This is a genomic window from Pseudomonas sp. Irchel 3E20 (assembly GCF_900187645.1).
In the GTDB taxonomy this organism is placed as follows: domain Bacteria; phylum Pseudomonadota; class Gammaproteobacteria; order Pseudomonadales; family Pseudomonadaceae; genus Aquipseudomonas.
In genome coordinates this window covers 1-1,398 of record NZ_FYEE01000035.1, presented here as the reverse complement: position 1 = coordinate 1,398, position 1,398 = coordinate 1, and the positions used below count along the sequence as shown (strand labels likewise).

Genomic DNA, 1,398 nt, shown 5'->3' with positions numbered 1-1,398 from the left:
TGGATGCTCGCAAGCGCCTACGCCGGTCACGTTACCCAATAACTAATTTACAGCGCCCCTTTCCGGTGGCGCGGAGAGCAGCCATGTCCGCGAACATGCAGATCTGGGACAAGGTCAGCACGACCGATACCCGTTACACGAAAGCCGCAGAGGTAGGCGGCCAGAAGATCACCAGCCTCAATGGCACCGCGATGATTATGAAGGCCACCGAGGTATTCGGCCCGGTCGGCATCGGGTTCGGCTGGTCGGTTATGGAAGAGCGCTTCGACGAAGGCTCTGAAATGGTTAGCGGCGAAGGTGATAAGCGCCTGGTGCTTGGTCGCGAGCTCAACCACACCATCAAGATTCGCTTCTGGTTCGAGCTGGACGGCAAACGCGGTGAGATCGAGCAGTACGGCTGCACCCGCTACCTGTACAAGTCGAAATACGGCACGACCACAGATGGCGAAGCACCAAAAAAATCGCTGACCGACGCCATCAAGAAATCCCTGTCGATGCTCGGCTTCAGTGCTGACGTGTTCCTGGGGATGTTTGACGATGCCGAGTACGTCAACCAACTGAAAGACGAAGAACTGATCGAGCAAGCCGAAGACAAGGAGGCCGAAAAGCTGCGTCAGCAACAAGAGCGCCTGGACTATATCAAGTCGGTAATCGAAACGATGGCCGGCGCCAAATCGCCTCAAGAACTGAAAAAAATCCACGACGTCGCAGTGCTGAAACTCACCCGGCGAAAAGACCCCAAGGGTGCAGAACGCATCTCACTGGAGTGGAAACGCATCACTGACGCCGATAAGGAGAATGCAGCATGACCCAGCTATATGCGCTCACCGGCAAGCTAGCCGAACTTCAAGCCATGGCCGACACCGATGATGAGGGCCTGAAAGAGGCACTGCAAAATGCCATGGACGAGGTTCAAGGCGACTTTAGCGACAAAGCCGACAGCATCGTCATGCTGCGCCGCAACATCGAAAGCGACGTGACCGCCATCGACGCCGAGATTGATCGACTCGCCGAACTAAAGCGCATCAAGTCCAACAGCGTTACGGCCATCAGCGACTATCTCCGGAGAAATATGGAGGCAGCCAACATCAAGTCGATCAAGCGCCCACTGTTCACCATCACTCTGGCCGCTGGCAAAGAAAAGGTAGTCGTCGACAAGGAAGATGAGCTCCCCGAAGACTTCATCACCCCAAAGACCACCTTTGCGCCAGACAAGACGGCTATCGCCGCCAAGCTAAAGGAAATACGCGAACACAACGAGGCGGTGCGAAAGCGTATGGCCGCCGGCGAGGATGCCGAACATGAGCTGCTCGAGGAGCCGAAATGGGCTCACTTGGAGCGCGGTGAAAGTTCACTCCGAATCAAGTGAGGCTGCCATGCACATCAGCAACCACCTCA

Annotated in this window: 2 protein-coding genes; both read left to right on the top strand. The window is 56.1% G+C overall.

The annotated features are described in order from the left end of the window. Positions 1-83 precede the first annotated feature (83 nt). Positions 84-809, top strand: a complete 726-nt coding sequence (locus tag CKW13_RS24095; RefSeq protein ID WP_095111257.1) for a hypothetical protein — start codon at positions 84-86, stop codon at positions 807-809. Next, positions 806-1,369, top strand: a complete 564-nt coding sequence (locus tag CKW13_RS24090) for a siphovirus Gp157 family protein (RefSeq protein ID WP_095111256.1) — start codon at positions 806-808, stop codon at positions 1,367-1,369. Before CKW13_RS24095 ends, CKW13_RS24090 begins: the two co-directional genes overlap by 4 nt. The last annotated feature ends 29 nt before the right edge of the window (positions 1,370-1,398 follow it).